Annotated in this window: 25 protein-coding genes and 1 other annotated feature; of the genes, 1 reads left to right on the top strand and 24 read right to left on the bottom strand. The window is 48.8% G+C overall.

All coding sequences use genetic code 11. From position 1 onward, the window contains the following. Nucleotides 1-31: 31 nt before the first annotated feature. Nucleotides 32-532, bottom strand: coding sequence for a signal peptidase II (gene lspA, locus AM231_RS04290; protein ID WP_053489075.1), 501 nt, complete (start codon nucleotides 530-532; stop codon nucleotides 32-34). A gap of 209 nt (nucleotides 533-741) precedes the next feature. Between lspA and AM231_RS04285 the strand changes: the two genes are divergently transcribed. Beyond that, nucleotides 742-1485, top strand: a complete 744-nt coding sequence (locus AM231_RS04285) for a TraR/DksA C4-type zinc finger protein (RefSeq protein WP_053489076.1) — start codon at nucleotides 742-744, stop codon at nucleotides 1483-1485. Between the two features lie 83 nt (nucleotides 1486-1568). Here the strand turns inward: AM231_RS04285 and AM231_RS04280 are convergent, their stop codons facing one another. From AM231_RS04280 to AM231_RS04170, 23 genes are all read right to left on the bottom strand, one after another. Next, complete coding sequence (locus tag AM231_RS04280; RefSeq protein WP_054401456.1) at nucleotides 1569-1916, bottom strand: DUF5665 domain-containing protein; 348 nt, start codon at nucleotides 1914-1916, stop codon at nucleotides 1569-1571. Between the two features lie 235 nt (nucleotides 1917-2151). Beyond that, nucleotides 2152-5241: an isoleucine--tRNA ligase gene (gene ileS, locus AM231_RS04275; protein ID WP_054401455.1), complete on the bottom strand. Its 3090-nt coding sequence runs from the start codon at nucleotides 5239-5241 to the stop codon at nucleotides 2152-2154. An 86-nt stretch (nucleotides 5242-5327) separates the two neighbouring features. Next, nucleotides 5328-5610: a binding site (T-box leader), on the bottom strand. Between the two features lie 64 nt (nucleotides 5611-5674). Beyond that, nucleotides 5675-6169 carry a DivIVA domain-containing protein gene (locus tag AM231_RS04270; protein ID WP_053489079.1) on the bottom strand — a complete coding sequence of 165 codons (495 nt, stop codon included), beginning with the start codon at nucleotides 6167-6169 and terminating at the stop codon, nucleotides 5675-5677. Between the two features lie 196 nt (nucleotides 6170-6365). Further along, nucleotides 6366-7148 (bottom strand): YlmH family RNA-binding protein, encoded by a 783-nt coding sequence (locus tag AM231_RS04265; protein WP_054401454.1) that lies wholly within the window; start codon nucleotides 7146-7148, stop codon nucleotides 6366-6368. Nucleotides 7149-7162: 14 nt separating this feature from the next. Continuing rightward, nucleotides 7163-7432 carry a YggT family protein gene (locus AM231_RS04260; protein ID WP_054401453.1) on the bottom strand — a complete coding sequence of 90 codons (270 nt, stop codon included), beginning with the start codon at nucleotides 7430-7432 and terminating at the stop codon, nucleotides 7163-7165. A gap of 8 nt (nucleotides 7433-7440) precedes the next feature. Next, complete coding sequence (locus AM231_RS04255; RefSeq protein WP_053489082.1) at nucleotides 7441-7887, bottom strand: cell division protein SepF; 447 nt, start codon at nucleotides 7885-7887, stop codon at nucleotides 7441-7443. A gap of 2 nt (nucleotides 7888-7889) precedes the next feature. Beyond that, entirely contained in the window at nucleotides 7890-8579 is a 690-nt protein-coding gene (locus AM231_RS04250; protein ID WP_053489083.1) for a YggS family pyridoxal phosphate-dependent enzyme, read from the bottom strand. A gap of 8 nt (nucleotides 8580-8587) precedes the next feature. Continuing rightward, nucleotides 8588-9445 (bottom strand): peptidoglycan editing factor PgeF, encoded by an 858-nt coding sequence (gene pgeF / locus AM231_RS04245; protein WP_054401452.1) that lies wholly within the window; start codon nucleotides 9443-9445, stop codon nucleotides 8588-8590. Nucleotides 9446-9513: 68 nt separating this feature from the next. Next, a complete protein-coding gene (locus AM231_RS04240; protein ID WP_082341679.1) occupies nucleotides 9514-9837 on the bottom strand; it encodes a YlmC/YmxH family sporulation protein in 324 nt (107 codons plus the stop codon). Nucleotides 9838-10019: 182 nt separating this feature from the next. Further along, nucleotides 10020-10802, bottom strand: a complete 783-nt coding sequence (gene sigG / locus AM231_RS04235) for an RNA polymerase sporulation sigma factor SigG (RefSeq protein ID WP_053489086.1) — start codon at nucleotides 10800-10802, stop codon at nucleotides 10020-10022. Nucleotides 10803-10879: 77 nt separating this feature from the next. Continuing rightward, nucleotides 10880-11602: an RNA polymerase sporulation sigma factor SigE gene (gene sigE, locus AM231_RS04230; protein WP_053489087.1), complete on the bottom strand. Its 723-nt coding sequence runs from the start codon at nucleotides 11600-11602 to the stop codon at nucleotides 10880-10882. Between the two features lie 145 nt (nucleotides 11603-11747). After that, on the bottom strand, nucleotides 11748-12764 hold the full coding sequence (gene spoIIGA / locus AM231_RS04225; RefSeq protein WP_082341678.1) for a sigma-E processing peptidase SpoIIGA: 1017 nt from the start codon (nucleotides 12762-12764) through the stop codon (nucleotides 11748-11750). 302 nt (nucleotides 12765-13066) lie between these two features. Further along, a complete protein-coding gene (gene ftsZ / locus AM231_RS04220) occupies nucleotides 13067-14188 on the bottom strand; it encodes a cell division protein FtsZ (RefSeq protein WP_053489089.1) in 1122 nt (373 codons plus the stop codon). A 57-nt stretch (nucleotides 14189-14245) separates the two neighbouring features. Next, a complete protein-coding gene (ftsA, locus tag AM231_RS04215) occupies nucleotides 14246-15529 on the bottom strand; it encodes a cell division protein FtsA (RefSeq protein ID WP_053489090.1) in 1284 nt (427 codons plus the stop codon). Nucleotides 15530-15756: 227 nt separating this feature from the next. After that, on the bottom strand, nucleotides 15757-16503 hold the full coding sequence (locus AM231_RS04210; RefSeq protein WP_054403526.1) for a cell division protein FtsQ/DivIB: 747 nt from the start codon (nucleotides 16501-16503) through the stop codon (nucleotides 15757-15759). Nucleotides 16504-16564: 61 nt separating this feature from the next. Further along, a complete protein-coding gene (gene murA / locus AM231_RS04205; RefSeq protein ID WP_053493948.1) occupies nucleotides 16565-17848 on the bottom strand; it encodes a UDP-N-acetylglucosamine 1-carboxyvinyltransferase in 1284 nt (427 codons plus the stop codon). Between the two features lie 16 nt (nucleotides 17849-17864). Next, a complete protein-coding gene (murB, locus tag AM231_RS04200; protein WP_054401449.1) occupies nucleotides 17865-18770 on the bottom strand; it encodes a UDP-N-acetylmuramate dehydrogenase in 906 nt (301 codons plus the stop codon). Nucleotides 18771-18926: 156 nt separating this feature from the next. Beyond that, nucleotides 18927-20036, bottom strand: a complete 1110-nt coding sequence (gene murG, locus AM231_RS04195) for an undecaprenyldiphospho-muramoylpentapeptide beta-N-acetylglucosaminyltransferase (protein WP_054401448.1) — start codon at nucleotides 20034-20036, stop codon at nucleotides 18927-18929. Between the two features lie 5 nt (nucleotides 20037-20041). Further along, nucleotides 20042-21139 (bottom strand): stage V sporulation protein E, encoded by a 1098-nt coding sequence (spoVE, locus tag AM231_RS04190; RefSeq protein WP_054401447.1) that lies wholly within the window; start codon nucleotides 21137-21139, stop codon nucleotides 20042-20044. A 49-nt stretch (nucleotides 21140-21188) separates the two neighbouring features. Next, entirely contained in the window at nucleotides 21189-22622 is a 1434-nt protein-coding gene (murD, locus tag AM231_RS04185; protein WP_054401446.1) for a UDP-N-acetylmuramoyl-L-alanine--D-glutamate ligase, read from the bottom strand. 3 nt (nucleotides 22623-22625) lie between these two features. Continuing rightward, entirely contained in the window at nucleotides 22626-23591 is a 966-nt protein-coding gene (gene mraY / locus AM231_RS04180; protein ID WP_053489095.1) for a phospho-N-acetylmuramoyl-pentapeptide-transferase, read from the bottom strand. A 4-nt stretch (nucleotides 23592-23595) separates the two neighbouring features. Beyond that, the gene (locus tag AM231_RS04175; protein ID WP_054401445.1) at nucleotides 23596-25014 is read right to left on the bottom strand and encodes a UDP-N-acetylmuramoyl-tripeptide--D-alanyl-D-alanine ligase; all 1419 of its coding nucleotides are present in this window, start codon (nucleotides 25012-25014) and stop codon (nucleotides 23596-23598) included. After that, on the bottom strand, nucleotides 25014-26498 hold the full coding sequence (locus AM231_RS04170) for a UDP-N-acetylmuramoyl-L-alanyl-D-glutamate--2,6-diaminopimelate ligase (protein ID WP_054401444.1): 1485 nt from the start codon (nucleotides 26496-26498) through the stop codon (nucleotides 25014-25016). The genes AM231_RS04175 and AM231_RS04170 overlap by 1 nt, the downstream gene beginning before the upstream one ends. Nucleotides 26499-26511 lie beyond the last annotated feature (13 nt).

Genomic DNA, 26511 nt, shown 5'->3' with positions numbered 1-26511 from the left:
TCTGTATCCCTATTTATGCTGTCTGACAACCTTATTCATTCCCTTCTGAACCAGAGACTTCACTTGTTGTTCTCAATTTCTCGCGTCTTCCCTCCAGAAGCGTGTCTAATATAATCAATCCCACACCGATGACGATACAAGAATCGGCGATATTGAAGATGGGAAAGGTGTAGCTGCCAAAATTAAACTTCAAGAAGTCAACAACCTCACCCGTCAGGAGGCGATCAATAAAGTTTCCTACTGCTCCGCCAAGAACAAGCGCTAGGGCGACAGGCAACAGTTTTCGGCCTTCCTTCGATACCTTCTGCAAATACCATACGATTCCACCGACAACAATTAAGGTCACAACAATGAAAAACCATAACTGATCCTGCAGAATACCAAAGGCTGCTCCCCGATTTCGGCTGGACGTAATCAGGAAGAAATCTCCGATGACCGGAATTTGCTCATAAAGTTCGAGCTTCGTTGCAATCAAGTACTTGGTTCCCTGATCGATAAGAAATAAAACAAATGCAATCACATAATACACCACTTGTTTATGTCACTCCGTTCCTGTCTTCTCCAATCAGTCGATCCTGCACTGATCGGTCATTAACTCGTCTTATTGTAGCACAGCGGCTCAGAAATCGTCCATTCCTGCCCAGTGGCGAGAACATTTTCCGTCAGTAAAACAATCACAAAGAGTGCACTCTATACATATGAACCAAGAGGTCAACTTCGGACCGTGAAAGGAGCCTGACATTGTCGCATCTAACTCAGGAACAACTCAATCATTTGCAACAGAAGCTGATGGAACGAAAAGTTGAGCTTGAACGGCGCATGGTATATAACGACCAGCATGGGCTTGGGGAATCCGAAAGAGATATGACAGGCGAGCTGTCCCACATTGATAACCATCCCGGCGATGTCGGAACCGAGGTGTTTGAAAGAGGAAAAGACCTTGCGCTTCAAGACAGGGTAGATCAAGAGCTTCAGCGCGTTATTTTTTCACTTGAATCCATTCATCACGACCGTTACGGTATCTGCGTTACCTGCGGCCAGCCGATTCCGTATGAGCGATTAGAAGTTCTTCCTGATACACAGTATTGCGTGAAGGACACGCCTCGTGAACGAGTTTCCCGTGATCGCCCGGTTGAGGAAGAAGTGCTTGCTCCCGCTTTTGGTAAATCCAGCATGGATGAGCATGAGTATGCTGCGTTTGACGGCGAAGACGCCTGGCAAATCGTTGAAAGCTGGGGTAACTCCAACTCCCCTGCTCTGGCAGAAGGCAACGAAATAGACAGTTATAATGAGATGGATATCGAGAACGGCGATGACCAGGGTGGATTTGTTGAAGTGTATGAAAACTTCGTGGCAACCAATATTGACGGCTCTGAAGTCTTTGTTGTAAGAAGTCCCCAATATATCGATTATCTGAACCGCGGCGAAGGAAGCTATCTGCTTGATCCCTATGGCAACGATCCAGATGACGAATCCTTTAGCTAATCAGCTAATAAAAGACTCTCTGACCGGCAGCATATAACCAAAATTGCAGCAGCTGCCGGCAACTACATATCCCTATCAGTCAATCAGGATAATTCCAGCTGACGCTGAACTATACGGACAATATCTGCAATATAATCCCCGATAATAGGTAAATTCAAAGCTCCAAGAGCCTGGAGGAAGTAGATAATGGTCGCTGCAAAAAATGTAAAACCAATCGCAATCCCTACACCGCGAGCTAACCCAGCAAGCAGATTGGTCCATATCAGCTTCCAGGGGCGGGTCAGCAATTGTGCATATTCGGCGATCCGTGCTTTCTCCAGCTGATGTGCGATGTCCGAAGTCATCCGGTAAATAGCACTGATATGCTCCCGCTCTTCCCCCAATGACTTACTTTCTCCAATGATTGCCTCATCCTCCGGTTTATCCGCCATGCATAACGCTCCTTTCCCCCCGTACAACATCAAATTCAGCAAGAATCAAACTTGAGCGGAGGCGCTCCTCTCTGTGTTTGAAACCAGCTGAGTATTCGTAGGATCGTTGTTTATTATGCATCTATTGGCAAAAACTCATGCGCGCGGGAAACCTGCGAACGGACGCCATTTTTGTGTAGAACACAAAAGACCACGGTCCTGATACTCAGAACCGCGGTCTTCTTTCAATCTATGCTTAGGCTATATGGATGCCAATCGTCTTGTCGCCAAGCTCAACTCGTTCCATGCCTTGAATTTGTCCAAATTGCACTTCATTAACGAGGACATTCTCCCGCAGTACCCCTTCAAATGCCGTGATTGCCGCTTTAAGCTCATCATCCATGTCAAAAGTAAGGTTTACCCGCTTCTCAATCGGGAGATCCAGTTTCTTCCGTGTATCCTGAACGGCCCGTACCACTTCCCGAACCCAGCCTTCTTGCTCCAGCTCAGGCGTGATTTCCGTGTGAAGTGCAACTGTGACCCCATAACCCGAAGCCGATGCGAAGCCTTCCTTCGCCTTTTTCTCCACCAGCAGCTCCTCGGACGTGATCTGCAATTCTTCTCCTTCCGGCGAAGTCACGTTCACACCGCCCGTCTGAACCACCTTGCGGGTTTCGTCACTGCTCATGCCCTTCAGGAAGCCTTGCAAGAATCCGATATTTTTACCGTATTTCTTGCCTGCCACCTTCAGATTCATTTTCAGTGTAAAGTCAACGAAACCACTGTCGCTAGTCTCGACCTCAATTGCTTTGACGTTGATCTCATCCTTGATGATCTCTTCATACCCAGCAAGATCAAACTCTCGATCCATGGATACGATCAGCTCAGACAACGGCTGACGCGTCTTGATCCCTGTCTCGTTGCGGACGTTGCGTGCAAGCTCTACGATCTGTCTTGCCGTCTCCATGTCCTGTTCAAGCGCTTTGTCGATCAATGCTTCATCTGCTTGAGGGAAGTCAGCCAAGTGCACGCTCTCTCCTCCACCCAAATTCACGAAAATATCTTCGGACAGCATCGGTGTGAATGGTGCCATCAGCTTGGAGAGGGTGAGCAGCACATGCGTAAGCGTTCCGTATGCAGCCAGCTTATCTTCCCCAAGGCCGCTGCCCCAGAAACGATCGCGCGAACGGCGGATATACCAGTTGCTCAGCTCATCCACATAAGCTTCGATCGCTTTGGCAGCGTTCAGGAAATCATTCACGGCCAGTCCCTTGTCAACCACTTGAATCAAGCTGTTCAGGCGGGACAGAATCCAGCGGTCCAGCTTGTGAGCCGATCCCTTGAATTCATGCTCCTTCGGATCATAGCCGTCGATGCCGGCATACAAGGTCAGGAACGCATGAGTATTAACGAGCGTATCCACAACCTTGGATTTGGCTTCGCCTACAATACCTTTGGAGAAGCGTTTGCTGTTCCAAGGCGCACTATCAGCCAGAAGTGCCCAACGGAATGCATCCGTGCCGTATTCCTCTATGATCTCCCAAGGATCGATAGCATTGCCTTTGGATTTGGACATCTTCTGTCCGTTCTCATCAAGAATATGCCCTGTAGCCATGACTGCTTTATAAGGCGCTTTACCTGTGAAGAGCGTCGATACGGCCAGTAGACTGTAGAACCATCCGCGCGTCTGATCGATCCCTTCGCAGATCATATCGGCAGGATACTGCTGTTCAAATTTCTCCTTGTCCTCGAATGGATAATGGTACTGTGCAAATGGCATTGATCCGCTGTCAAACCACACGTCGATGACTTCCGATGTCCGTTCCATCACGCCACCTTCACAATGCGGACATTTCACTTTCACTTCATCCACATAAGGCTTGTGCAGCTCCAGATCCTCCGCTACCTCGCCTACTGCGTTGGCACGAAGCTCTGCAATACTGTGCGGCGCAAACTGTCCTTCACAAAAATCGCAGACCCATACGTTAAGCGGCGTACCCCAATAACGGTTCCGGCTGATATTCCAATCTACCAGATCATCCAGGAACTTACCGAAGCGGCCTTCGCGCACGTGGCTCGGATACCAGGTCACTTCATTGTTGATCGCAATCAGTTGATCCTTAACCGCTGTGGTTTCGATAAACCAGCTCTCCATCGCATAGTAGAGCAGCGGGGATTTACAGCGCCAGCAGAATGGATAGCTGTGCTCGTACTTCTCTTTGCTGTACAGGAGTCCTTTTTCAGACAATGCCTTCACAATATCCAGATCGCAATCCTTCACGAAACGTCCGGCAAAATCCGTCACTTCATCGGTATAACGGCCTTGACCGTTAACAACGCTCACGAAGCTGATGCCATTCTCACGGCATACACGGTAGTCATCCTCACCATGCGCTGGAGCCATGTGTACAATCCCCGTACCGCTTGCATCGGTAACAAAGGATGCGCCAACGATGATATTCGCCTTCTCCGCTTTAACATAAGGGAACGGAGGGTCGTATGTCTTGCCGACCAACTCGGAACCTTTCAGCGTTGACAGAACGGTAAAGTCGCCTTTCATAACGTCCTCTACCAGATTTTTAGCCACGATATAGATGCCGTCCTCCTGCTGGACGCGAGCGTATTCCATATCCGGATTAACGGCAAGCGCCACGTGGGATGGAAGCGTCCAAGGCGTTGTTGTCCAAGCCAGTACATACTCTCCGCTGTCATGCAGCTTGAACTTCGCCGTTGCACTCAGGTCTTTAACATCCTCATAACCCTGTGCCACTTCGTGGGAGCTCAGCGTCGTCTGACAGCAAGGGCAGTACGGACTTACACGGTGACCGCGGTACAGAAGGCCTTTATCATGAATCGTCGCCAAAATGTTCCATACGCTCTCGATGTAGTTATTCTCTAGCGTAATGTAAGGATGATCCAGATCGGTCCAATACGCAATCGCTTCAGTCAGCTCACGCCATTTATGCTCATACTCAAATACACTCGCTTTACACTTCTTGATAAAGGCCTCTACGCCGTAATTCTCGATTTCCTGCTTGCCGGAGATGCCAAGCTGCTTCTCCACACCAAGTTCGACCGGAAGCCCGTGCGTATCCCAGCCCGCTTTCCGAACAACGTGATAACCCTTCATCGTCTGATAACGACCGACAAAATCCTTGATCACCCGTCCAAGCACGTGACCGATATGGGGAGCGCCGTTTGCGGTTGGGGGGCCTTCATAAAATACATAGTTCGGCTTGCCAGCACGCTGCTCAATTGATCTCTTAAACGTATTCTCTTCATTCCATTTGTTCAAGATGCGCAGTTCTCTTGCCCGCGCCTTTTCCTTGACGTCTACTCTATTCATGCAGATCTTCCTTTCGCCTTTTTCGAGCTTTTTGAACTCGCCCTTTTTGGTAAATGTTCTGTAAAAATAAAAAAAGGCCTCATCCCCAAAGGGACGAGAACCTGTTCTCGCGTTACCACCCTAATTTCGCTTGACCAACCTCTAAACAGAAGAAGCCTGTTCAAGCGACACCTCAATGTCCATGCCTCTTACTACAAGGCAAGGTCCGATATAACGTTCGGCTGACGGCTCAGCTTACACACGCGGTTAAACGCTTCAGCTTCACTTCTCCGGGATGATCTTCTGCTTGGCCTGAACGCCGGGCTTTCAGCAAATGCCGGCTCTCTGAAGGACAGATCCTTCGCATACTATTCCCATCAACGAATTCTCGTATGAATCATAATATGTTATTAGTTATAGAACTTTTCGCGAAAAAAGTCAACCTGCTAGTCGCCTAGTATACCTCTTTGGGCTCAAGGCTTGGTTCACGACTCTCCAGCGTCTCCCAGCCATCCTGTTTCAGAAGCTCGAGCTGTGCTTCAACCAACGAACGGAAACGGGTACGATAGATGGAGGCCTGCTTCTTCAGTTCTTCGACCTCAAGCGCGATCTTTCGGGACTTCCCGAGTGCATCGTTAATAATGCGATCCGCATTCTTCTCGGATTCCTTAATAATCAGCTGAGCTTCCTTCTTGGCATTGTTCTTCAGCTCATCCGCTGCTTCTTGGGCAACAATGATGGTCTTAGATAAGGTTTCCTCAATATTCGAAAAGTGATCCAGTCTTTCTTGCATTGTCAAAAGCTGGTTTCCTAATTCTTTGTTCTCGCGGATCACGCTTTCATAATCCTTAATAATCTGATCCAAAAACTCGTTGACCTCGTCCTCATCATAACCTCGAATTCGACGGGCAAATTCCTTGTTATGTATATCAAGCGGTGTCAATGGCATGGTGTGCACCTCCTAAATATATGGGTCCTTACATAACTTTTCATTCGCTAATGTTAGCCAGGCCATCCCGGCCGCGAAAGACTATGATGGCCATTTACGTTTTATCGGTAGTTTCAATATTATTGTGAATGCTACTGTAGTCCTGTTTATTACACCACTATTTCATTCGACAAAAAAACGGCAATTCCTTCAAAGGTCAGGCATATTTCCCAACCTTGATACGGTACCGCCCTTTTTTCGTCAGGCCGCCTGTCTCCAAAACCTTAAACCGTCCAAATCCTTGAATGGAGACAACATCGCCTTCTTTTAAATTCGTTGAGGGGTCTTCCTCCACTTTCCAGTTCACACGGCATCGACCAGCCTTGATCGGTACCACGATTTTGGTGCGGCTGATTCGGTATGCATCGCTGGCAATTCCGTCCAGCCTCAGGGAAGATACCGTAATATCCATCGTTTCAAAATTCGTCTCCCTAACCTGAAGCTTGTCCAGCGGCAATAATTCAGTCATAACATGCACCCTATGAACCTGACTGAGATTCAAATGCAGGAAAGCGCTGATGTCTTCCGCAACGACGGCGTGGCAGCCCCCTTCGATCACATGGATGTCACCGATCTTCGATCTCTTGATGCCAAGACCCAGTATCGAACCCATGTAGTCGCCATGCTCCAGCTCCGTAAGCTTCTGATCTCCTGAAGAAATGCTGAGCACCTTCATCTTGAGGTCCTCATCTTCCAGATCCCGGTAATCCGGCGCGATCAACGCCCGGACACGTTCAGCATCGGCATGTCCGCCATCGAACATGGCATGCACATCCGGGTGACGGTTCACAAGCGATTCCAGAATGAACCGCTGACGAGGGTCCAGAAAATCCGTCAATTTGGCTTCATGGTATTGTCCGGCATTCACTATCCATTCCCAGGCCCGGTCCACAAATTCCCGCTCATCCTTGTGAAAATGATCATAGATGTCCAGTTTCATCGCTCACTCACCTGCTACAGAAGATACCCGAGGATAGCGTATACGCCTTGCTGTGCCAGCTGAAGCACGAACAGTGCGATAATCGGGGATATATCAATCATGCCCATAATCGGCGGAATGAAACGGCGAAAAGGTGCCAGATATGGTTCTACTAATTTGCCCAGCAATTCCCCGATAAAGCTTTCCCTCACGTTCGGAAGCCACGACATTAAGACATAGACCAAGATCATATAAAAATAAATTTGGAACAGCGTTCTAACGATACTATAAATTTCGTAGGTCAAAGCCTAGATCACCTCGTTCTGTTATATTCATGCTCGTCTGCTAAAATCTCTGAGATGGTACCTTGGATTTCCACGGTATCCGGTGTGCATAGGAAGATATTCCCGCCCACTTTCGAGATCCCCCCGCTAAGCGCATAAACCGTTCCACTGAGAAAATCGATAATGCGCAGCGCCTGATCATTGCGCACGCGCTGCAGGTTGACTACAACGGTTCTGAAGGACCGCAAATGGTCGGCAATCTCCTGTGCTTCATCATATGAACGGGGCTCCACCAACACAACCTTAACATTCTTTTGTGAATGTATGCTCACGATATTGCCGTTTTTTTGGTTTTTTCGATGATCAAACGGCGTTGCCTCCACCGGCTCGTCCTGCGAGGTAAGCACCTCGCGTTCCACAACTTCTTCTTCCTCTTGCAGTCCCAAGAAATTCATAAACCGGTTCATCACGCCCATCTTCAATCCTCCTCTTTTCCCACTAAAATTGAGCCGAGGCGCACCCAGGTCGCCCCTTCCTCTATGGCTACTTCAAAGTCATTCGACATGCCCATGGACAATTCGGTTAATGGCTCCGCTGTAAGCGCCTGCTCGTTCAGCTCATCTCTTAGTTGTCTTAAACCGCGAAAAACAGGACGCGTCTGCTCCGCTGATGATTCATAGGGAGCCATGGTCATAAGTCCCGTTACCTTCACATGGGAGAGACTGTTGATTTCCTTCAAAAACTCGGCTGCTTTCTCAGGGGGCAGGCCATATTTGGATTCCTCCCCCGAGATATTGACCTGCATGAAGGCCGAAACCTGAAGATTTAGCGCAGCTGCCCTCTTCTCCAGCTCACGGGCCAAGGATATGCGGTCGAGCGAATGAATATATTGAAATTTATCAATAACATCTCTGACTTTATTGGTCTGAAGATGACCGATGAAATGCCAGATCCCGCGGTTCCCAAGCGCATTCCACTTCGCCTCTGCATCCTGCCAGCGGTTCTCGCCGATATGCTGCAGTCCCTGATCCAATACCGAAGCTGTCATATCCAAAGAGACATATTTAGTGACCGCAATGATATTTACATCATTTCGCTCCCTGCCGCTTCTAGCGCATGCCTCTGTTATTCGCTGTTCTACTTGATCGATACGTTCCTTCAAACTCAAGGGACGACTCACCTCTTTCTCATCCCGATCCAACTTGCCATTCGACCTGTAGTCCCTCCATCTTTGCGATAAGAGAAGAACAGATCGTGACTGCAGCTTGTACACCATGATGTACATTCGATATCTTCCGTCAATATTCCTGCTTTAATCATAATGTGTCTGTTTATTTCTTTCAAGTTCAGCATGTATTTCCCGTCTCCCTTGTCGAGATAGAGAGCCGATTTTGTAACTTCATCGGATATAAGCAGGCCATTTCCGCTGTTACGGACATGATCCATTACCCGATCATCCACCTCATAACAACATTCGCCGATGGATGGGCCAATCGCTGCATGAATATGTTGTGGCTGGCTTCCGTATTCGGCAGCCATGCTGCGGACGATTTCCTCAGCTATGCCTCCGAGCGTACCCTTCCAGCCAGCATGAGCCAGACCGACTGCTCCAGTAACCGGATCCCAAAAATATAGCGGCACACAATCTGCGTAAAACGAAGTCAACAAAACGCCGGGAACATTCGTTATAAGTCCGTCCGTATCCTGAAAAGCCGATGCCCGGTCGAGGCTTCCTCTGCCCCTGTCACCCTCGCGAACCACTCCGATCCGAACACCGTGCACCTGTTCACCGCAAGTCCAATCATCCAACGAAAAACCAATTGCTGCAGCTGTTCGTCTCCGATTCTCTACAATATCTTCAGGCCTGTCTCCGACATGGAAAGCAAGATTCAAGCTGTCATAAGGGGCCAGGCTTACGCCGCCTTTCCGGCCTGTGAAGCCGGCAGTGAGCAAAGTACCTCCTGGCGCTTTGCCCCATTTTTCAAGCACAAACAGACTCGCCGTGTGCTCATCTTGTTTAACAAACGGTTCCATCCACACTTCACCTCTATGACCAGTGTACCAGAAATCTACTCAGGAGACACATGAACCGATCAGTCAGTTTAGTAAGATCGCCGGTCGGAACGATCCGGGCGGTCCAGATACTCCACAGACTCTGCCTCGTCAGGTGCACTTCTCAGCTCCTCCATTTTGACCAGAACCACATCGGAACCGATCTTGACAATATTCCGCCAGGGTATGATCAGGTCACTTCCGCCCCCAAACAATCCCATGAATTTGCCATAGCTAGGCACGACAATCGCTTCAATCCGGCCCTGCCGCAAGTCCAGTTCCAAATCGCTGACCTGTCCAAGCCGCTTGCCATCAATGATATTAATAACATCCTTCGTTTGAAGATCGGATATTTTCATCTTTTTCCCCACCATATGATTATCAGGTATCACGAGCATCACACCCTAGAAGTATTCAGGAGGCTGATTGTAAAGCTTTTTTCTCAAACCTCCCACAATTCAATATATGAGCCGCATAGCAAAAATAGCTTATATAAATTTAAAAAAACGACCCCATAAAACGGGATCGTTATCTGTTCGTTTGATTGCTGGTCTTCCTAAGTTTTGACGTACTTCTGCATTTGTTTGATCGCTGACTTCTCCAAACGGGAAACCTGCGCCTGAGAAATGCCGATTTCATCGGCAACCTCCATCTGGGTTTTACCCTCATAAAACCGCATGGATAAAATCATTTTCTCGCGTTGACCGAGCTTATGCATGGCCTCCCGGAGCGCAATTTCCTCAATCCACGACACATCTTTGTTCTTATCATCGCTGATTTGATCCATCACATAAATCGGATCTCCTCCATCATGATAAATCGGCTCAAACAACGATACGGGATCTTGAATAGCATCAAGTGCAAATACAACATCTTCCTTGGGCACATTCAGCGCTTCGGAAATTTCGAAAATCGTTGGTTCACGCGAATTCATATTCGTCAGTTGATCTCTTACCTGTAGTGCCTTGTAAGCAATATCACGCAGTGATCGGGAGACGCGAATCGGGTTGTTATCCCTTAAATATCGGCGTATTTCTCCGATAATCATCGGCACGGCGTACGTGGAAAATTTAACATTTTGCGACAAATCAAAATTATCAATGGCTTTCATCAGTCCAATACAGCCTACCTGAAACAAATCATCCACAAACTCTCCCCGATTGTTAAACCTTTGGATGACGCTGAGCACCAGTCTCAGATTGCCATTCACCAATTTCTCTCGAGCGGATCGTTCGTTGTTCTGCTGCAAATTATGGAATAGTTCCCTCATTTCCACATTAGTCAGGACAGGCAGTTTGGATGTATCCACACCACATATTTCAACTTTGTTTCGCGTCATGATGACTAACCTCCCAAGGAGAAACATTACTGTACATTATCTCCGAGGGGGGTTATTTTATTCCTTGTGTTTTCCAGTTACACCATCTTGTTGAATTCTTTGCGGAGGCGTTTGATAATTCTTTTTTCCAATCGGGAAATATAGGATTGTGAGATGCCGAGCAGATCTGCCACATCCTTTTGCGTCTTTTCTTCCCCGTCCTGCAGGCCGAAACGAAGCTCCATGATCATGCGTTCACGGTCGCTTAATTTATCGAGCGCTTTTTGCAGCAGCTTCCGATCAACCTGCTCCTCAATATTGCGGTAGATGGTATCATTCTCTGTACCAAGCACATCGGACAAGAGTAATTCATTACCGTCCCAATCGATATTCAGTGGCTCATCAAAAGAAACCTCGCTGCGCGTTTTGTTATTCCGGCGGAGATACATCAAAATTTCGTTCTCAATACAGCGCGAGGCATAAGTGGCCAACTTGATTTTTTTCTCGGGATCAAAGGTATTCACCGCCTTAATCAAGCCGATCGCACCAATCGACACCAGGTCCTCAATGTTGATGCCGGTGTTTTCGAATTTGCGGGCAATGTATACAACCAGACGCAGGTTACGTTCGATCAGCATCGCACGGGTGGCCGCATCGCCAGTAGGCAGCTTTTTGAGCAAGTACTCCTCTTCTTCTTTCGTAAGCGGAGGCGGGAGCGCCTCACTACCACCGATATAGTAGATTTCCTGACTCTTCAGGCCTAGTAAAAATAGTACGCGGTAATATTGCAGCTGGAATGCTAATCTCCATTTCACAGGCATCTCTTATCCTCCTAAAACGTTTTCCCGAAGGGATCTATAACCTTCATTCATTTGATTGCCGCTGCTCTTGTCGAATAGGGCGCTGGATCAATACCGTTTTTTCAAAGACTCGTATGTTTGAAGCATTAAGATCCACATAATTTACTCAGCCAGCGGATGTTGCGTCTTTGGGATCCATACTTGTCGTAGCAGCAGGATTAGGCACATTCATTGGATCAGCGTTGTTGCTCATCCTTGGCAGCCCTTCCCCGTCCGTTAAGGATGGATGAATGATTGCTCTGTACGCCCTGTCACCCGAAAGCGTGCCGCCGTCAAGACCAATTAACACTTTGGATGCCGTATATTCCAGTCCCCCCAGCTCAATCCGTACCTGATCGGGCTTTAAGGCCAGCATAAAAGCCGCCCCTCGGTTGACGCCACGATACGGAACCAGCCGCAAACGATCACGCCATTCAAATTCATCCACCGCAAGACCCATAATTAATTGATCGGGCTGCCCCTCCATCAACCGTTTGCTCCATCCTGAGGGCAGGTAAGACTCCCATAGGGCAGCTTCCATGACCATAACAGGCGTGCGCGTCAACGGATCACTTAATTGGTTTCCGGTATCAAGCAGTCCTACGCAGGATATTTTGACGCTGCCGATCCATACCGTTACCTCTCCTAATAAAGACTCCCGCTTCTCCGTAATGCGTTTTGTAGTCTGAACAGCTTTAAATATGAGCACAACTCCCAAAAAAACAATGCACGCAAACCAAAATCCTACCTTTAATTCGAAGGATAACCCCCCCGATGTCGTATACCATATCCCCCTGAACAATTCTCCCGAATTCTGAATCAGATAGTGAAATCCGATAATCCCTCCGGCTGCGGCAAAATTCACCATATAAAAAGCTCCCAAATGATGCAGATAACTCTGTAGGCTGGTAAAACCGAAAGCAATCCAAAGCATGATCAATGATAGGCCAAACTTGATGAGAAAGGTAAACAAAAATGATAGTTGAGGGACGAACATCATGACAACATACAATGCGCCTACCATAGAAGACAGAGCTAGTCTCCACCATTTGAGCTTGGCCTTGCGCATCCAAGCGGTTAAAGCTAGCAAAATACAGTCAATGAAAAGGTTTGCCAGAAATATGAGATCAATATAAACAACCAGGTTGTTCACCTGCCTAGTCCGACATCCACTTCTGTTGTATTTGGGGCAATTGGGAGATGTTACTAGTATAAGAAGAATAGAGTTCAAAGTCTGTCTAAACCTGTGGGCGGATTACAGACTTTTTTTGTCGATGGAGGGCAATTTATAGTGGCCGGAGCCTAGAACTGCTCTTGTCGTCATACAGAGGTCGCATATGGGGAAATAAGCTCGGGGATTAGGGGAAGTTAGACCCTCTCAAATAAAACGAGCCTATGTGTCATCATGATGATGAAACATAGGCTCGTTTATTTGTACAAATTGATTTAATCATTATTACGGGAACGATTGCGAAGGAACGTCGGAATATCCAATTGATCATTGCTGCCCTGATTGCCAAACGGCTTCAGATTCACATTGCTCTTATCGGATACCGTCTGCTGCTGCTCCCCTTGGGACATGGCAGGGCGACGTGCTGGCGGCATCTGAGAAGGCTTGCTCTCAAACCCTGTAGCAATGACCGTTACCTTGATCTCATCCTTCATGCTTTCTTCGATCATCGCACCAAAGATCATGTTCACTTCCGGATCAGAGGCAGAAGTTACAATCTCAGCAGCTTCATTCACCTCATACAAAGATAGATTGGTTCCTCCAGTGATATTCATGATGACACCGCGCGCGCCTTCGATAGAGGTTTCAAGCAGCGGGCTCATGATCGCCTTGCGGGCAGCCTCGGAAGCACGGTTCTCACCAGTAGCGAGGCCAATTCCCATTAGGGCTGAACCGCGCTCAGTCATAATTGTTTTCACGTCGGCAAAGTCAAGGTTAATCAGACCCGGTACAGCAATCAGATCAGAAATACCTTGGACTGCTTGGCGAAGCACATTATCCGCTTCGCGGAAAGCTTCCATTATCGGTGTCTTCTTATCCACAATCTCAAGAAGCCGATCATTTGGAATGACAATCAAGGTGTCAACCTTCTCCTTCAAAGCCTCGATTCCCAGCTCTGCTTGAGAGAAACGCTTGCGGCCTTCAAAGGTGAAAGGACGGGTAACAACACCGACTGTCAAAGCACCGCATTCCTTGGCAATTTCGGCAATGACAGGAGCTGCTCCCGTACCGGTGCCCCCGCCCATGCCGGCGGTGACGAATACCATATCAGCACCCTTCAGGGTGTTCATAACCAAATCGCGGGATTCCTCTGCAGCCTTCTTACCCACTTCAGGATTAGCGCCAGCGCCAAGACCGCGAGTTAACTTATCCCCGATCTGCAGTTTATGTTCGGATTTAGCAAGATGGAGTGCCTGGGCATCCGTATTTACGGTAATAAATTCAACACCTTGCACACCATTCTCAATCATACGGTTAACAGCGTTGCTTCCGCCTCCGCCGACTCCGATTACTTTAATTTGAGCTAAGCTCTCCATTTCAAAATCAAATTCCAACATCTAACCCATCTCCCCCTCAATGTGCGTGGATGGCACGTCCACAGTCGAATGAATCCGCTATATAAACTCGCTGAACATCTTCTTCAAGCGTTCAATAAATCCCGGCTTTTGGCTGGTTTCCTGAGTTACTGCGACAGGATTTTGCTGTTTAGCGCGGTTCACCGGTTTCTTGTTATTTCCGCTGCTGTTATTGCTTCCTCCCGTATTGCGAACGCGTACGTTCCGGATTGCATTGTGGAGGATGCCGACCCCGCTGCAGTATCCCGGATCACGGACACCGATAAAATCGGGAACCGCAATTCGCACGGAAGTCGCCAGCTCATTCTGTGCCACCTGCAGCACACCAGGCATGGACATAGTGCCCCCAGTAAGTACATAACCACCCGGGAGCTCACTGTAACCCAAGCGTTTAATTTCTTGGCGCACCAATTGGAAAATCTCCTGAATGCGAGGTTCTATGATGGCTGCCAGATCCTCTTGTGAGAACTCCTTGTCCACATTACTACCGATCATCGTTACTTTAAAGGTTACTTCAGGAGCCGCACTTTCGATCAATGCGCATCCGTATTTCAACTTTACCTTCTCGGCTTGATCTGTCAGAGTACGGAGCCCGTAGGCGATATCATTCGTAACGAAATCTCCGCCAACCGGTAGCGTTGAGGTCGCAGCAATGCTGCCTGCTTCAAACACAGCCAATGTGGTTGAACCCGCTCCAACGTCCACCAATACCGAGCCCATCGTTTTCTCATCCTTGGACAATGCGAGCTGTCCTGCACCAAGCGGGATCAGCACCAGATCCTTCACTTTCAAATCTGATTTCTCTACACATCGCAAAAGATTATGTATTGCCGTTTTGGCGCCAGTTATAATCGTAGCTTCAACTTCCAGCCTTACACCGATCATTCCTCGCGGATCCGAGATTCCTTCCAAACCGTCAACTACAAATTGTCTAGCAACCACATCGATAATTTCTCGATCTGGTGGAAGTGCCACGACTTCTGCTGCTTTTAGCACTCGGTCGATGTCTTCTTCACCAATTTCGCGATCCTCGTTCGATACTGCCACAACACCGTGGCTGGATTGAAGTCCAATATGATTTCCTGAAATGCCGACATATACTTCGGATATTTGAATACCGACCATACGCTCCGCATGATCAACAGCGCTGCGAATGGATTGTACGGTCTGGTCGATATCTACAATTGCACCCTTACGAATTCCCTCCGAGTCGGCAGATCCAACTCCAATAATATTAAAGGCTCCATTGTTAACTTCACCAATAATAGCACGAACTTTGGATGTACCGATGTCCAAACTAACAATGATGTCATTGTTGCTCAAGCTCTGGCACCTCCTATTTCTTAAACTAATATAATTTGATAATATAGAATACATTTCTACTTATTCCACACTCGCAGGTCTTTCCCTCTTTTTTCAACAATTTTTTTACTGCCAACTTTTGCTATGACAGGCCGTAAAAGTCATTCAAAAAAGAAGACCAGAGACAAGTAGTCAATCCTTTCAAGTGTACCATTTATTCATACTCCTGAGTAGGGGGGTTATTGCCTTTACTCCGCCTCTTCAACAACTTCTTCTTCAAACGGCACATAAGAGTCCGCTTCCAGCATTGTAATCAGGCCCGGACGCTCCATTTCAGTGACCTGATTCAGATACTCTACCTTGTCGCGCAGCAGAGATACCGAAGTAATCACTTCAAATTTGGAACGTGTGTACAGCTTGATCCGATCGGGAAAAGAAAGGGTTGGTGACGGCATGATCTCCGAAATATCAGAAGTAAGATTGTTTGGTATTTCGGCCAAAGCCTTGCTCAGCTCGGCCTTGTTCGGATCGGACGCATCCCACTTGGTCAAGATAGGCTTCTCCACGGCAATGCCGCTCGCTGTAACAGGGACGGAAGCGCCGCTGGCCAGAATCGCCTGAAGTTCTCCATCCTCAGACAGTTCATAGGCTACCGTAGTATGCTCTGTAACCACGATACTGATTTGACCAGGAAAGGTTTTGGTTATTTCGGCTGACTTGATCGTTCCGAGTTTCACCAGACGTTCCTGTACTAGCTTAGGATCAACGCCAAAATACTGGTCTCCGATACGAAGCCCGCTTTGCTTGGTAAGCTGCTCACTTGTATTAAACGTATTTCCCTTAAATTGAATCTCGGTCACTTGGCTGATCGATGACCTAAAAAAAAGGATTGTCAGCAGGGCTACGAAAAGCAGCAGCAATATCCATATGATCTTTTTGGCTGTCTTCGGTTTGGGCTTGTCCTGCTTCAGAACAGGCATATGTGTCTTGGACATATTCAATCTCTCCATAAAGACCTGCTATCCCCTCCTGGATCGGGAGGGGATGCTCAGGACCTCAATTGGCTAAATCAAGCGGTTTGGGCACCGGTGATTGACGATACATCTGTGCTCCTAAACCTTGGAACATGTTTTCAATACGATCATAACCACGGTCAATATGATGGACCTGCTCCACCACTGTCGTTCCCTGCGCGGCCAAACCGGCAATGACAAGCGCCGCTCCAGCCCGAAGGTCGGTTGCCTCTACAGTAGCACCGTAAATTCTCTGAACCCCTCGTATAAACGCATAGTTCAGATCCGTCGAAATGTCTGCTCCCATGCGGGAAAGCTCCTCCACATGCTTGAACCGCCCTTCGAACACCGTTTCTTTCATCACACTGAATCCATCTGCCAAGGACAGCAAAACCATGACCTGGGATTGCAAATCCGTCGGAAAAGAAGGATACGGCGAAGTCACAATTCGTTCGACTGCTTTAGGACGGCTCATACAGCTTATGTTTATTATATCATTGCATATACTGGTTTGAACACCGGAGCGCTTCAGCACGTGTATAAGGGAAGTTAAATGGGACGGATTGGTCTTCGTAAGCGTTACACTTCCGCGGGTTACAGCAGCTGCAATCATAACGGTACCGGTAACGATCCGGTCAGGTATAATCTCATATTCACATGGCTCCAGGCGCTCCACGCCCTGGATCGTAATGGTGTCCGTTCCAGCGCCGATAATGTTAGCTCCCATTTTATTCAGAAACTGCTGCAGATCCTGAATTTCTGGCTCTCTGGCAGCGTTGGTAATCACCGTTGTGCCATACGCCGTTGCCGCCGCCATCATGATATTCTCTGTCGCTCCTACGCTTGCAAAGTCCAAATGAATATCGGCTCCGATCAATCGACTGGCCCTGCAATGGATTTTGTCGTCGCTCTCCTCAATTTCCGCACCTAGTGCCTGCAATCCATGCAGATGAAGATCAATCTTACGCTCACCGATCGCGCAGCCTCCCGGCTGGTAGATTGTCACTTCACCAAAACGAGCCAGCAGAGGTCCCATCAAGAAGATGGAGGAGCGCATCTGCTTCATTAAATCTTCCGGGACATGAAACGAATTGGCAGATGAGGTATCCACGGTAACGGTTTCCAGCTCGTGCTTGCACTTGGAGCCAAGCCGGCTGAGAATGCTGAGCATCACTTCAATATCCAGCAGATGCGGGACATTGCTTAGTCTTACAGTCCCTTCAGCAAGAAGACTTGCTGCCAGAATGGGTAAAGCTGCATTTTTTGCTCCATGGATACGTATGGTTCCTGATAGGGGCCTTCCGCCCTCAATCACCAATTTGTCCAATGTATCACCTCCGAGTTTACCGCTCGCCCAGTACATACACCTCAGGCACCATATGGATTCCGTTCTTCTCCGAGATGGTTTCCTTAATGCGTTCTATCAGTGCGAGCACGTCCTCTGCTGTCGCTTGACCGGTGTTCTCAATGAAATTGGCATGCTGTAAAGAAATTTCTGCGCCCCCGATCCGCAGTCCTTTGAGACCGGCAGCCTCGATCAATCTTGCGGCATGATCGCCTGGCGGGTTGCGGAATACACTGCCTGCCGTAGCGGATTGGAGCGGCTGAGTACGTCGGCGACGGTCCTTATAGGAAGCCATAACAGCTGAAATTTCTTGACGATCCCCTTCCCGGAGCTCAAATACCGCTTCAGTCACAATCCCTTTTCGTTCATGCAGAATGGAATGCCGGTAATCAAACGCCATATCTTTCGCAGCATACGTAACCAATTCCCCTGTTTCCAGTACAATGTCAGCGGACTTGAATATGCGTGACACATCAGACCCATGGGCACCTGCATTCATGTAAACAGCCCCTCCAACTGAACCAGGAATGCCTCCGGCGAATTCCAGACCGGATAATCCTTGTTTTCCGGCCAGAACACTGAGTTTGACAAATGACAGACTGCCGCCTGCAGTTACCGTTTCTCCATCAAAATGAAGCCCCTCAAATTCCTGACCCAGCTTGATGACCGCTCCCCGAATGCCTTTATCGGCAACTAACATGTTGGAACCGCGTCCCAGTTGTGTCCAGGGTATACGATGGGCATGGAGAAGGGTGACCAGTTCTTTGAGCTGCTCCTTATTCTCTGGAATAATCAAGCAATCGGCTGGTCCGCCTATTTTCCATGTCGTATATTTTGCCAGCGGTTCATTCCATAACACGGCTCCGACATTGGCTTCAGATAATAGCGATTTCCACTGCTGCATTTTAAAATTAACCTCCCTTGACTTTCAAAACCAAAGGCCATTCCTTCAACCGTTGAAGAGATGGCCGCTGTCAGTAATGCCGGCCTCATGGGTGTGTCACGATTATAGAGTATCTTATGTCAGGCTCCATTGGTGTGTGACAATCGCCCAGCCGTTTTAATGTCCACCGGTTAAACGGCGAATTTCCTGCACAATAACGGCAGCTGAATCCGGTTTGCCCAGTTTTTTTGAAGCCGCCGACATTCTCTCCCTGGCAGCTTCATTGGTCATGATTTCCTCCAGCTTTTGAAACAGCGATTCGGCTGTCAATTCTTTCTCAAGGATCATTCTGGAAGCCCCTGCTTCCTCCAATTGCCTTGCATTCGCCTCCTGATGGTTATTGGTGACGTTGGGAGAAGGAATAAGCACAGACGGAATGCCAAGTGATGTAATCTCAGCCAGGAACGAGGCCCCTGCCCGGTTTACAATCAGAGAAGTAGCCGCAAGCACTTCCGGCATATTATGAACGTAAGGCATGATATGAAGATGGTTCGGCATCGTCCCTAATTGGGTCAGAATGGCTTCTCTTGTATTTTCAAAATACGTTTCACCCGTTACAAACACAAAATGAACGCCAGGCAGCTTATGAATAAACGGTGCCATCCCGATCATTGCGTCATTAATCGCCTTGGCTCCCCGGCTTCCGCCAACGATCAGCACCACCTGGGCTTCCATTGGAATGCCAAGCGTAGCAAATCCACGTTCACGATTAGCGGATAAAACCGTTGTCGCGCGTGGATTGCCTGTGTATACCGATCTCTTAGCTTTGGGAAACGAGGCTTCCGATCCTTCAAAGCTGACAGCGACTGTATCTGCATATCTGCTGAGAAATTGGTTGGTGAGACCCGGTATCGCATTCTGCTCATGGATCATGGTCGGTATCCCGAGCTTGGCGGCTGCATAAACCACAGGTCCGCACACATATCCGCCAGTACCGATTACAACATCAGGTTTAAACTCTTTGAGCAGTGCCTTCGATCGCTTCACTCCTTTGAAAAAACGCAAAACTGTCTTCACGTTATCCACTGACAGCTTGCGCCGAAAGCCGGTGATATCGATACTTTCAAAAGGCAGCTTCTCCTGGGGTACCAGCTTGCTCTCGAGGCCTCGTTCTCCCCCTATATATAAAAACTCCGTTTTGGGATCTTCTTTTTCACATTGTCTTGCAATGGCAACAGCGGGGTAGATATGTCCCCCCGTTCCGCCGCCGGTTAATACGACACGCATACCCTTCACCTCGCATAACGGGAAATATTTAATAGAATGCCCAGCGCCGTCAGCATCAGTGTCAGAGAGCTGCCTCCATAGCTAATAAGCGGCAGCGTAATCCCTGTTACCGGCATCAAGCCGATAACGACGCCAATATTGATCACGACCTGTATGGCGACCATGCCTACAACCCCGACGGCCAGCAGGCTGCCAAAGCTATCGGAGACTGTCATGGCGACTCTCATGCCTCTCCACACCAGTGCAGCGAACAGGAGCAGTACAATCAAGCCGCCGATGAAGCCCAGCTCTTCAGCCAAAATCGAAAAGATAAAATCAGTCTGCGGTTCAGGAACATAAGCGTACTTCTGCCGGCTCATGCCGAGTCCGAGTCCCCCTAGTCCGCCTGGACCAATCGCATAGAGTGATTGAATGATTTGGTAGCCTGTGCCGAGCGGATCGGACCAAGGATCCAAAAATCCCGTAATCCGCTTCAGCCGGTAAGGAGCTGTCAGAATCAGACCGACAAATCCGGCAATTCCGCCTAAGGCGAGAAAGCCCAGATGTTTCATCTGTGCTCCCGCAGTAAATACGATCATCATCGCGGCGCCAAGCATAACCGCCCCTGTACCCAAATCGGGCTGCAGCATAATCAATCCAAATGCCAGTCCGATCAAACCTAGCGGTGGCAAAAGCCCTCTGGTAAAAGACGTTATATCATAGTCTTGTTTACTAAGCCAGCGTGATAGAAACAGAATCATGCCCAGCTTCATAAACTCGGAGGGCTGAATGCCAAACGAGCTAATGCCAAGCCAGCTTCTGGCTCCGCCGCGAACAACGCCGATACCAGGAATTAGTACGATAACGAGCATAAAAAAGCAGACCAATAACACAAGCTTGCTGTATTTCTTCCAAACTCGAAAATCAATTTTGGATGTGAAGTACATCGCAGCCAGCCCAAGGCAGGCAAAAAACAGCTGACGCTTCACAAAATAAAATTTGTCTCCATAATCATGAAAGGCGAGTACAGATCCTGCACTGTACACCATAACGATTCCGATGGCCAGCAGGGCCAAAATACAGATAAGCAGCCACAAATCGGGCGCCTGGCGGTTCTTGTTCATGGAAAGGCCACCTCGTACATCCTTAGTAGGGGCTTATCCACCCCCCTACTTAAAGGTTATGCACCGCCTCTTTAAAAATGTCTCCTCGTACTTCATAGGAAGGAAACATGTCCCAGCTCGCGCACGCAGGAGATAATAGAACAGTGTCCCCTCTCTCCGCGAGACTTGCGGCTTTCTGCACAGCTGAGGTTAAAGTTGCGGCGGCGTCCTTCTCATTATCGACGAGGATGATATCCTTTAATCCGGCTTTGACAGCCACTTTCGCCAGCTTCTCCTTGGTTTCACCAAGAAGAACAATTGCCTTTACCCTACCTTGCAAGGAGGGGATCAACTCCTCATAATCCGAGCCTCGATCAAGCCCGCCGGCGATGAGTATGATCGGTTCCTTGAATGAAGTCAGAGCCATATGCGTGGCCTTGGAGTTTGTCGCTTTCGAGTTGTTGTAATAGGATACTCCTTGAAATTCAGATACAAATTCCAAACGATGCTCCACACCGCGAAAATGAGTCAGGGCTTCTTCGAGTTTGTCTGGAGTTACGCCCGCCGAGATGGCAATCGCACAAGCGGCCATTGCATTTCCCACATTGAATCTTCCAGGCAGCCCAATGTTCTCCACACGGATGATCTCATGCGTAAATCCGTCGCCGTCTGTATAAACCATCGTTCGTCCCTGATCGCCTTCATCCAAATCCGAACCGTCGGCAGCATATGGCGGGATTATGTGAACCCCTTCACGAAGACTCTCGTTCATAGAAAAAGGCACAATGCGCGCCTTGATGTAAGGGACAAGGTTTCTGCACACGGGATCATCCCAATTGAGCACAGCGATATCCTCGGCTGTCTGATTGGCGAACAGCTTCGCCTTAGATGCAATGTAATCATCCATTCCGCCATGATAGTCAAGATGCGTTTCCGCAATGTTGAGAAGACAGGCAATACGCGGCCTGAACTTCTCTATACCTTTTAACTGAAAGCTGCTCAGCTCAACGACCATCCAGTCATTCTCCGTCGCTTCCGCTGCAGCCTCGGATAGAGGGATGCCGATATTACCGGCCACAATGGGAGACAGACCTGCGCTTTCCAGCAAATTGCCTACCCATGTTGTCGTCGTTGTTTTGCCGTTTGAGCCCGTAATGCCGATCATGGGTGCAACACATAAGTGATAGGCGATTTCGACTTCAGTCACAACGGGTATGTTGAGTTCAAGCGCCTTCTGAACGGGCGGGACGGAATACGGGATACCGGGATTTTTGACAAGCAGCGCCACCCCGGAATGAATGAGATCATCCGGGTGACCGCCACAAATAACAGAAATACCCAAAGCCTCGAGCTCCGAAGCTTCAGGACACTGTTCCCTTTCCTTTCTATCATTAACGATCACGGAAGCTCCGGCTTGATGAAGCACCTTAGCTACTTGAACTCCGCTTCTGGCAAGTCCCAGTACCACGATATTCTTATCTCGATAATCATCTAGCTGTCTCATATGCTACAACCCCTTGTTGATATAGAGTCCAAGTCCCGCAAGTATCAGACCCACGGTCCAAAATGTGATGACTACCCGCCACTCCGACCACCCGGATAACTCGTAATGATGATGGATTGGGCTCATCTTGAATATACGTTTACCTCTGGTTTTGAATGAGAGGACCTGAAGCACAACAGATAGCATTTCAATGACGAAGACTCCGCCGATAATAAGGAACAACAGCTCGCTCTTCGTTACAATTGCTATCGCACCAATGGCACCCCCGATTCCCAAGGACCCCGTATCTCCCATAAATACCTTAGCAGGGTGTGCGTTAAATACGAGAAATCCAAGAACCGCACCAATCATCGCAGCCGCACAGAAAGCTGCGGCAAACGAGGTGGACTGGATGGCAACTATAGCATAGGCTCCCAAAGCAATAGCGCTAACACCGGACAGCAAACCGTCCAATCCGTCGGTGAAGTTGACCGCATTACTAATCGCAAGCATCATAATGACGATGAACGGATAGTAGAACCAAGGCCCCCAATCAAAGGACCAGTCAATTCCAGGAACGCCGATTGCCGTGCTGTGCCCGTTCGAGATCAGCAGCCAGCACATGATGCCAGAGAAGAGAAGCTGTCCAAACAGCTTCTGCCTAGCCGTGAGTCCCAAGGATCTCCGAAATACAATCTTAATATAGTCATCAAGAAATCCGATCAAGCCGAATCCGAGTGTCGCTACGATCATCACATAGAAATCCGTATCTACAGGTGAAAATTTAATATAAGTCAATGTAAAAGCGAGGAGAATGACTACCCCGCCCATCGTTGGTGTTCCTGCCTTTTTCAAGTGGCTTTGCGGTCCATCGTTACGAACCTGCTGACCAAACTTCATCCGCCGCAGCAAGGGAATGAGCAGCGGAGCCGATATAACCGCAAGCACAAACGATACACCGATTGTCAGTAACAGCAATTGAAAGTCCATCAGCTCACCCCCTCACTCCGTTATGGCCGCCAGGCAGGGACTTCAGGGCATCGACCACATTCTCCAGCCTCATGCCGCGCGAGGCTTTAACCAATACGATATCCTTTGCTGTCACCTGCTTCAGGACGGCTTCAATCAACTTCTCTTTATCTGTAAATGAACACACGGTGCCTTCAGGAAACTTCTCTTCTGCTTTTCTCGCCGTGTGCAAGGACAAAGGTCCATAAGTAAATACAATATCGGCTTGTTCCGGAGACAAATAATCTCCAATCTCGGCATGAAAGTCTGCTTCTTGCTGCCCCAGTTCGAGCATGTCCCCGAGAACAGCGATCCGTCTACTATAGCCTTTCATGTCCCCAAGCACATCTATAGCCGCCTTCACGGCCGTAGGACTGGAATTGTACGCATCGTTGAGCACCGTTACACCGAAGTCGGTCTCCACGGCTTCGATGCGCATGCTGGACAGCTTGAGGCTCGCAAACCCGCTGCGAATGGCTTCATCGCCGATTTCCAAATGGTCTGCAACGGCCATAGCGGCCAGCGCGTTCACCACATTATGACGGCCCAGAAGCGGCAAGTTAAAGCCTTCGCCAGCATGCCGCTTTGAGGTAAATATAACTCCTCTGGCATGAAACATGAGGCCTGTCGGATAATCATCATTGGTGTCTTGATTACCAAATGTAAATGTCTGCAGCTTCTCTGGCTTTACGGTTGACTCTTCAGCCAGCACTTGCCGAATCAGAGGTTCGTCTCCATGGTAAATCAGCATACCGCCCGGTTTCATGCCGCTGATAATTTCAAGCTTGGCACGGGCTATCTCTTCCCGGGAACCGAGCTGGAGCATATGCGCTTCTCCGATATTCGTAATCACCGTTACATCGGGACGAGCTATGCTTGAGAGCAATTCAATCTCATGCCGTCCACTCATACCCATCTCAAGCACGATAATATCCGTGTCTTCCTTCATAGCCAATACCGTTAATGGAAGTCCGATATGGTTGTTAAAATTCCCCTGCGTCTTGTGAACCTTATACGTGGTTTCAAGCAGTGCCGATACCATGTCCTTCACCGTGGTCTTCCCGTTGCTGCCCGTAATGCCTACCACCTTCGCACTGCTCTTCGATAAATAGGCTGCAGCAAGCGTTTGGAGTGCCGTTAATGTATCATCAACAAGGATGAGCGGCAAATCAGGAATAGGCTCATGGTCTCTCTGCCAAAGCGCTGCTCCGGCTCCGGCTGCAAGCACCCTTTCGGCAAACGCATGCCCGTCAAAATGATCACCGACAAGCGGAACAAACAGATTGCCCGGCTGTATGGTTCTGGAATCAGTGCTGACCCCTTGAATAAGAATTTGATTGTCTTGGTTACGTAAGAGCGTACCGCCGCACATATCGGCGATGCTCTGTAATGATATATGGATCACTATTGTCTGCCCCTTATCGCGTCTTTAGCTACGATGCGGTCATCAAAATCAAGAACTTCGCCCGCAATCAGCTGGTAGGTCTCATGACCTTTCCCCGCAATCAATACTACATCGCCCGGGCTTGCCATTTCAATAGCCTTTTCGATCGCTTTTCTGCGATCGACGATGAGCTTGTAGCTTTCCGCTGGCACTCCCTCTTCAATCAAGCCAGCTTCGATGTCCTTCAGAATGAGCTCCGGGTCCTCCGTGCGGGGATTATCAGAGGTTACAAACACAACATCACTGTAATTCGCAGCAATTTTGCCCATGATTGGCCGTTTGGTCCGATCGCGGTCCCCCCCGCAGCCAAATACTGTAAATACCCGACCTGCCGCAAATTCATTAACGGTACGGAGTACATTTTCCAGGCCATCCGGCGTATGCGCATAATCCACGATCACAGCATACGGCTGACCTTCATTAACAGCCTCGACGCGCCCGGCAACACCCGGTACAGATTCCAGACTGTTCTTGATATCTTCGAGTGGTACACCCTCCAGAAGCGCGGCTGCAATTGCGGCCATGGCATTATATACATTGAATTTCCCTACCATGCGAATCGATATATCAGCCTGACCGCGGAACGTATCTACATGGAATGATGTTCCTTGGGCAGTGATTGATATATTGCTTGCCCGCACATCGGCGTCATCTCCCAGACCGTATGTTATCACTTCTGCGGCGGTCTGTTTCGCAAAGTAAGCCGCAGCATCATCATCCGCATTCAAAACGGCATATTTGCGAGATCGTTCGTCCTTGGCAAAAGCGTTGCCCAGCCTAGAGAAAAATAACCCTTTTGCCCCGCGATATTCTTCCATGGTGTGATGGTAGTCCAGATGATCCTGCGACAAATTCGTAAATATGGCCGTCCGGAAATCCGTCCCTTTGACCCGTCCCTGCTCAAGTGCATGCGAGGATACTTCCATCACACAGCACTCTGTTCCAGCGTTAGCCATGTCATTCAAATAACGTTGAAGCTCCAGCGCCTCCGGTGTCGTTCTCGGCATCGGAAATGACTGGCCGTCGTATTTCATCTGAATCGTACCAATCAATCCTGTCTTCAGGCCATGATCGTTCAGTATCTTTTCAATCAGATAGGTGGTCGTCGTCTTGCCGTTTGTGCCGGTAACGCCGATCATCTTCATGCGTTCGCTAGGTTGATTGAAGAAGGTACTCGCCAACGCCGCCATCGCAAAGCGGCTATCTTTCACGATGACCTGCGGGAGCTTCGTCACAAGCTTACGTTCAACGACGAGAGCGACCGCGCCTTTTTCGGCGGCTTGAGCCGCAAACTGGTGTCCATCTTGAGTATGACCCGGCAGACAAATGAACAAATCTCCTGGTTTTACCCCTCTGGAGTCTGTCTCGATCCCCCCGATCTCAACATCTCCATCCCCATCGATAACTGCCGCGGTCAATACGGACGTTAATTGCATCAATTTCATGGTTATCCCTCTC

The organism is Paenibacillus solani, from assembly GCF_001277345.1.
In the GTDB taxonomy this organism is placed as follows: domain Bacteria; phylum Bacillota; class Bacilli; order Paenibacillales; family Paenibacillaceae; genus Paenibacillus_AQ; species Paenibacillus_AQ solani.
The sequence above is the reverse complement of the archived record's forward strand: the minus strand, read 5'-3'. Positions and strand labels throughout refer to the sequence as shown.

Excerpts from the sequence above, each read along its gene's own strand:
- AM231_RS04280 (WP_054401456.1), bottom strand. The coding sequence starts at position 1,916 with ATGGCGGATAAACCGGAGGATGAGGCAATCATTGGAGAAAGTAAGTCA.
- ileS (WP_054401455.1), bottom strand. The coding sequence starts at position 5,241 with ATGAATAGAGTAGACGTCAAGGAAAAGGCGCGGGCAAGAGAACTGCGC.
- AM231_RS04270 (WP_053489079.1), bottom strand. The coding sequence starts at position 6,169 with ATGCCATTGACACCGCTTGATATACATAACAAGGAATTTGCCCGTCGA.
- AM231_RS04265 (WP_054401454.1), bottom strand. The coding sequence starts at position 7,148 with ATGAAACTGGACATCTATGATCATTTTCACAAGGATGAGCGGGAATTT.
- AM231_RS04255 (WP_053489082.1), bottom strand. The coding sequence starts at position 7,887 with ATGGGCGTGATGAACCGGTTTATGAATTTCTTGGGACTGCAAGAGGAA.
- pgeF (WP_054401452.1), bottom strand. The coding sequence starts at position 9,445 with ATGGAACCGTTTGTTAAACAAGATGAGCACACGGCGAGTCTGTTTGTG.
- AM231_RS04240 (WP_082341679.1), bottom strand. The coding sequence starts at position 9,837 with ATGGTGGGGAAAAAGATGAAAATATCCGATCTTCAAACGAAGGATGTT.
- sigG (WP_053489086.1), bottom strand. The coding sequence starts at position 10,802 with ATGACGCGAAACAAAGTTGAAATATGTGGTGTGGATACATCCAAACTG.
- sigE (WP_053489087.1), bottom strand. The coding sequence starts at position 11,602 with ATGCCTGTGAAATGGAGATTAGCATTCCAGCTGCAATATTACCGCGTA.
- ftsZ (WP_053489089.1), bottom strand. The coding sequence starts at position 14,188 with ATGTTGGAATTTGATTTTGAAATGGAGAGCTTAGCTCAAATTAAAGTA.
- AM231_RS04210 (WP_054403526.1), bottom strand. The coding sequence starts at position 16,503 with ATGTCCAAGACACATATGCCTGTTCTGAAGCAGGACAAGCCCAAACCG.
- murB (WP_054401449.1), bottom strand. The coding sequence starts at position 18,770 with ATGCAGCAGTGGAAATCGCTATTATCTGAAGCCAATGTCGGAGCCGTG.
- murG (WP_054401448.1), bottom strand. The coding sequence starts at position 20,036 with ATGCGTGTCGTATTAACCGGCGGCGGAACGGGGGGACATATCTACCCC.
- spoVE (WP_054401447.1), bottom strand. The coding sequence starts at position 21,139 with ATGAACAAGAACCGCCAGGCGCCCGATTTGTGGCTGCTTATCTGTATT.
- murD (WP_054401446.1), bottom strand. The coding sequence starts at position 22,622 with ATGAGACAGCTAGATGATTATCGAGATAAGAATATCGTGGTACTGGGA.
- mraY (WP_053489095.1), bottom strand. The coding sequence starts at position 23,591 with ATGGACTTTCAATTGCTGTTACTGACAATCGGTGTATCGTTTGTGCTT.
- AM231_RS04170 (WP_054401444.1), bottom strand. The coding sequence starts at position 26,498 with ATGAAATTGATGCAATTAACGTCCGTATTGACCGCGGCAGTTATCGAT.